This is a genomic window from Budvicia aquatica DSM 5075 = ATCC 35567 (genome assembly GCF_000427805.1).
GTDB classification, from domain to species: domain Bacteria; phylum Pseudomonadota; class Gammaproteobacteria; order Enterobacterales; family Enterobacteriaceae; genus Budvicia; species Budvicia aquatica.
In genome coordinates this window covers 1-6,116 of the sequence record NZ_KE386586.1, presented here as the reverse complement: position 1 = coordinate 6,116, position 6,116 = coordinate 1, and the positions used below count along the sequence as shown (strand labels likewise).

The 6,116-nt window shown below is 48.0% G+C and carries 4 protein-coding genes and 3 pseudogenes; all 7 read right to left on the bottom strand.

The genetic code is table 11. The features are described from left to right. A partial coding sequence (locus YWE_RS31050; RefSeq protein WP_428829305.1) for a beta strand repeat-containing protein occupies positions 1-2,486 on the bottom strand: 2,486 nt, incomplete at its 3' end. Positions 2,487-2,515: 29 nt separating this feature from the next. Beyond that, positions 2,516-2,803 (bottom strand): annotated as a pseudogene (locus YWE_RS32185) (hypothetical protein); the annotation flags it as partial. Beyond that, positions 2,796-2,870: pseudogene (locus YWE_RS32270) on the bottom strand (putative zinc ribbon protein); the annotation flags it as partial. The pseudogenes YWE_RS32270 and YWE_RS32185, both read right to left, overlap by 8 nt. A gap of 256 nt (positions 2,871-3,126) precedes the next feature. After that, the gene (locus tag YWE_RS0123410; protein WP_029096634.1) at positions 3,127-4,335 is read right to left on the bottom strand and encodes an RNA-guided endonuclease InsQ/TnpB family protein; all 1,209 of its coding nucleotides are present in this window, start codon (positions 4,333-4,335) and stop codon (positions 3,127-3,129) included. Positions 4,336-4,489: 154 nt separating this feature from the next. Further along, positions 4,490-4,879 carry a putative zinc ribbon protein gene (locus tag YWE_RS29280; RefSeq protein WP_051323542.1) on the bottom strand — a complete coding sequence of 130 codons (390 nt, stop codon included), beginning with the start codon at positions 4,877-4,879 and terminating at the stop codon, positions 4,490-4,492. 532 nt (positions 4,880-5,411) lie between these two features. Next, positions 5,412-5,534 carry a hypothetical protein gene (locus YWE_RS31720; RefSeq protein ID WP_282705592.1) on the bottom strand — a complete coding sequence of 41 codons (123 nt, stop codon included), beginning with the start codon at positions 5,532-5,534 and terminating at the stop codon, positions 5,412-5,414. A 264-nt stretch (positions 5,535-5,798) separates the two neighbouring features. Continuing rightward, positions 5,799-6,116, bottom strand: a pseudogene (ansB, locus tag YWE_RS0123390) (L-asparaginase 2); the annotation flags it as partial.

Genomic DNA, 6,116 nt, shown 5'->3' with positions numbered 1-6,116 from the left:
GCCACACTGCCCGTTAAACCGAGGGTGGCGTTATCTAAGACCAAAATACCGCTATCAACATACGCGGACAAAAATGAGTCAGTCGGGCCGTCAGCAGTGTTAGTCCCGGTCAGCGTCCAAACGCTATTGCCCGTCTTAACCAGAGTGCCAAAGCCGGTGATACGGTTTGAATCGCCCTCGGTGATGGCCTCGTCACGATTATCGATACGCGTCAGGTCGAACTCGGTCTGGCCCACTCCGCCCAGTACCAGATGGCTGTTCGGCAGGTCCAGCGTGGCCGTATTTGGGTCGAAATAATTCGATTCGTTAACCAGTGCCTGCGTAATCCCTTCAAGCACATAGCCGGGTTGCAGTTCCAGCGTGGCTGATTTTTGCGTGTTATCCAGTCTATACAGGCCGATAGCAGTACCATCACCACCATGAACTAAACCCGCCACGGTCAGATAGGTCTCTGCCGTGTTGGTCTCGATACGAATACCATAACCCTGCTGCGATACAATCGCACCACGGGTTATCGCATCGATAGTGGACAGGCCGGTGTCTCCGCTAAAGAGATAGCTCGATATATGGACAGCGTTATTATCGGTAGCGACCTGATTAACATCCGCGATGATAATTGCACTGCCATTATCAGCATTTCCTTCCAGGTCAATCCCTTCCGCACCGCTAATCTGGCCGGTGACAGTCAGGTCAGTTGTTGATAGGCCGGTCTCGGCATACGTGTCCATACGTATCCCTTTGACCGTCGACATCACATTATTAGCATTGATGATAGCAGTCGCATCGCCGAAATACGCAGTGGTCTCGATAACGACCCCCTCGTCCATGTTGGAGATAATATCACCAGTCACCGTTGCGGAAGAGAAGACTTGGCCTGAATAGCCATAATTATTGATGTAAAGCCCCCGATAACCCGCACGAATATTGTTAGCCTTGAGGGTTAAAACAGAATTACCTTCCGAGGTACCGCCGTGCAGGTTAATTCCAGCGCCGTTTTCCGACTCAATATCTCCCGACACGTCGAGATGGAACAACGCATTCCCCAATTGGCTGTTGATATACACGTTAAGCCCATCGGAAAAAGCCGTCACGTTGTTCAACGTAAATGATGTCGTCGCATCACCTTCATAAACGCTACTGTACAGGTTAATTCCAGTGCCGCTTTTTGAGTCAATATTCCCCGATACGTCGAGATTGAACAACACATCACCCATATTAACATGGGTGTTTAAATAGAGCCCACCGTATAGCCCGGTCACGTTATTCAACGTAATAGACGTCTTGGTGTCTCCTTGATATGCACTACTGCTCATGACCATTCCATAGCCACTTTCCGCGTCAACATTCCCCGACACGTCGAGATTGAACAACAGATCCCCCATATTAGCGTCGCTATTTAAATAGAGCCCACCGTCAGAGGCCGTCACGTTGTTCAATGTGATAGACGTCTTGGCATCCCCTTCATTTGAAAAAGAACCCAGCGTCATGCCGATCCCGGAAGTGGCCGTGATATCTCCCGTCAGTGCAATATCCGTTAGCGCCCCGCCATACTGGGTATAATTATTAATACTCAAACCATAAGCGCCACTGATAATATTATTGGCCCGAAAGATGAGACTTGAAGCACCGTCACTTGCATACGCGCCTAGGTTTGCTGCCGTCCCCGTGTTGGTCCGAATATCTCCATCAACCTCAATACGGGTTAGCGCATAGCCACTTGCATTGCTATTATAGATATCAAGGCCATCGAACTCAGCGGTAATATTTTTTGACCTGAAATTAACAACCGTAGAATCCCCATTACCCGAACTGTTAATAGCGACACCGGTGGAATCGACGTGAATATCACCGGCCAGCGTTACATCGGTATTTACCGTACCACTTTGTGAGTAATTGCTGCTCTGGATGCCAGCATAGCTTGAAATGGCGCCGGTATTTAGGGTAATGGAACTATCCCCTTCGGCAAAGGCGTTAAGGTAAATAGCTGCATTACCGTCCTCCCCGCCGGATAAAACACCTGAAATATTGACTAGGATCGTCGAATCAGCACCGCTCTGATTATCGACCCAAATACCATTGTTAATCGTCCCATTAGTCTTAATAACGGTTGCCGCTGATAGCCCGGTTGCCAAAGTATCATTCAGGGTTTTTAAGGAATATGCCCCCTCAGCATTCAGGGTTGAGGCATTAATGTCGGTATAACTCATTGAACCGGAACCGATGAGACTCAGCGCCGGGGCGGTCATTTCGGGTGCGTTAACGCTAAAACCGGGTACAGTTTCAACGGCAATATCCGTCCCGCTGATGGTGATACCTGCGGTGTTGGTATTTTCGCAAAGATAGGTGTCCGTCCCTGAGCGAGTACACCCAGCCTGAGCCGCTTGGGGCCCCGCGATGAGGGAGAGTGTCAATACAGCCGTCAATAATGCCGTGCTTTGATTCAGAGTTGGACACTCACACGGTGTCAATAATTTCATGTCTCTCATGTAGATCCCTTTTCGGTTTTATGCTTTACGGGGTAAGTAAGACCGAATTCAGACACAAGACTATGAAGACGCTTGTACGATACTGTTCGTTCTTCGATAACCCCTGCGGGGAGCAGTGCAGACATGACATGGATTGCTGCTCTCCATCTTTAGCAGTCAATACTACTCGAAATTTTTATATTGGCACTAATATTTAACGGGGACAAAACGCAGCATATGTGTCCACCAAACAGCGCTCCAGATTACTAAGGCATCATTTTATCCGCCAAGCGGTATGGAAAAACAAATTTTGGGGTCATCAGCCTGATATCATGCCCGTTCAGATTGGATTGATTGACAATAAATATCGGTCTTACACTGCGGGCAGTGTTTTGCCCAAGTATGAGTTTCACCACACTAACTGTATCAATTTTAAATCGCCCGTTGACACCGCAGATGATGACTAGAAAGCAGGGTGTCTTTTCACTGGCGGTAGAAACGCTTTATGAGATGATCCAGAGCCCAGTCAGGCATTGGCATACTGAAGGATTAAGCCTAGGTGCCTGTTATACTCGGTATGTTGAAACTGTGACTCAATGCTTAAAATTTGATGTTAATTTGACATCCTCCCCGCCCCAAAGGACGAGGATCCCTAGAACGTTCAGACTGGAGTCTGACTCGCTTCGGTAGGTTCCTGCTTCATCGAGTGGCCTAACGCTGCCATCTCTCCACGGGCTAACGCGGCGTGCCCCGCCGCTAAAATATTTCGTGCGCCGTTGATATCGGCATTCTCCGTATATTCACATTCCAGACATACAAACTGACGTTGTGACTGGCGGTTTTCTTTCGCGGTATGACCGCAGTTGGCGCATTTTTGACGGGTATAGGTGGGATTGATTGCCAACACAAGCCCCCCTCGCCAACGCTGCTTGTACTCAAGCTGACGGCGCAATTCGTACCAACCCTGATCTAATATCGAAGGGTTGAAGCCTGATATTGCCCCGACGTTGCGCCCCGGTAGACTGGCCGTGCCCGCGGCTGACGTTGATATATTGGCAACCTTTAAGTCCTCAATGACAATCATGGCGTGGTTTTTGCTGATTGTCGTGCTGACTTTATGAAGGTAGTCGCGGCGGATGTTTGCGATACGGAAATTCACGTTTTGTACTTGACGTTTTACCGTCTTCCAGTTGCTGCTGAACTTCACCTTACGGCGCATTTCACGCTGGAGTTTAGCGAGTTTATTTTGGTTGGTGTTAAAACTGTTTACAGACCCAAAAATAGTGCCATCTGACAGCGTAGCGAGCTTTGCTACCCCGGCGTCAAGCCCAATCATCGAAGAGGAGCAATGCACAGGTTCAGCAACGTCATATTCTGTTTGAATGCTGACGTACCACTTGCCACATGACTGGCTAACCGTCACGTTTTTAACCTCACCAATCACTTCGCGGCTGTTGCGATAGCGTATCCAGCCCAGTTTTGGGAGTGATATACGGCTGTTTTCCTGATCTAACTTCACGCCCTGCGGGTAGCGGAATGCATCATTTTGCCCACGCTTTTTAAATCGAGGGAGGGATGCCCGTTTCTGGAAGAAATTTTTATAGGCGCGTTCAAGATCTTTTAACGATTGCTGCAAGGGTTGAGATGGCGCATCTGCCAGCCATTGCGTTTCAGATGAAGCTTTCCACGTAATCAGCCATGAGGCCATTTCTACATAGGAAAGAAATTTATTGCCCGCCTCATAATTTTCATGCTGTAACGCCAGTGATTTGTTGAATACAAAACGACAGGCTCCAGCAAAGAGCCGTATGTCCTGCTCTTGTTGGCCATTAGGCCTTAATTGGAATTTGAAGGCTTGTCGTCGTTTCATGAGCAAAACTATACTCTTGGCCTATGAAAAAAGAAACGGATGTTCGTCGCAGGCAACATTGCCTTTTCCTGACACAGATTCAAGACTGCACTTTCGATAATCGTCACCCCGCGTTTACGTGCTTCGTTAAAGTTTGAATACTACGCCTGAGGATTCAAGCGTCAGACTGGATAGGTTGGCAATAAATATCGGTATGACAGCGCTTGCAGGGCTTTGCCCCGGTATGCGTTCCATCACACCAACTGCAATGCCAATGTTTGGTCGGGACGACTGGCGGTAATGTCTGCACCATGTGGCGTAATTTCGCCAGTCGCTCATTGCTTTTGACCTCAGGGTCATAATAAGCACAACCACGAAGTTGCTCTACTGGAACACGGTATAGGTCATGGCTAAACCACGGTTTTCCATTCAGGTTGTTGCACCAAATTAACGGACAACCGCAAGACTGACAGAAATACGTCTGTTGGGTGTCTGGCTGATGTTGCTTAGCGGAAACAATTTTATCTGTTGCATCGTAAGCAATAAATACTTTGAGCATGCGCATGGGGGCTCCTTTGCCATCAACGGCAGATAGCAGCCAATACGGTGCTGGCTGGCTTCGGGATAAAGAATATTTAAAGGAGTGGGTGCTAAGAAATAGCGCAGGTCGCGTTTTTCCTGCTTCAACCAGTAACGGTAATCTGACTGTGGGCTCCACATTGACAAGTCAGGCAGTATGCTGAACAGGGCGCGGTGGCAGAACGTACAGGGTTTAGCATCCGTGTATTGTCGGTGGCATTACGTACATATGAGTTAAACAGGCTGAGTTTACGGCGTTGAGCTTTTGCATCTAAATTTCCTTGTTTAAACAATGAGAAACGCTGCCCCTACGACAAATTCGTATAAAGCAGGGCTTACAAGATTTTTTGGACCGTAGAATGTGCGTTTCTAGGTAAAGTTATTTAGAACGATAGAGTATGAGTCAGCGCTGGCTGACGGAATGGCGGGCTGAGAAATATCAAATTGTTGTGGTCGACCTCGTCTGCTAGGAATGAATACGTTTCATTTCATAGGGCAACCCTGTTATTTTTTACATCTTACTGAAACTGCTGAGATTTTAGCCACATGGTCGAATCTCTGGAATAAAGCTGACTGGCATGATGAATACCATCGTCAATCCGGGGATTAAGCACGACGTCGATACCTAGGAAGTAACTCACTATTTAAGTCGTTTCAGTGTTGGGAAAATGAAGCGGGTTAAATCCAATGCCGCCCCCTTACCTTACATTTTTTCTCACGAATAGGAGTATGAGCCAAATAACCACGCTCACTACATGCCCGGTAAACGTCGAAGCGGAGCGCCTGTACTTGGAACATGGGACGCNTATAACATCCCCTCCCGTATCATTTTCTTCGCCATAGAAAAGGCGGGAATAATCGAAAAGTTATTCCTGCCTCAGTGACCGTTCACAATATTAAGTTAATCAATATTCATTAAAGATTTTCTGAATTTCGACCGGATCTTTGGTTTGGGTTAAGGCCAGTTGTAATAACACCCGCGCTTTTTGTGGGTTCAACGTCCCGGACGCCACAAATCCATATTTAACATCNTCAACTTCAGCATCCTGCGTGGTTGAGCCGGTCGGTACGCGTGATGAACGCACCACAGCAATCCCTTTTCCTCGGGCCTGAACCAACGCATCGAATAAGGCATGGTATACATTACCGTTACCGACACCGGCCGTCACAATACCCTGAGCCCCATCCGTCATCAGCGCCTTAACCGGTGCTGCCGATGCATT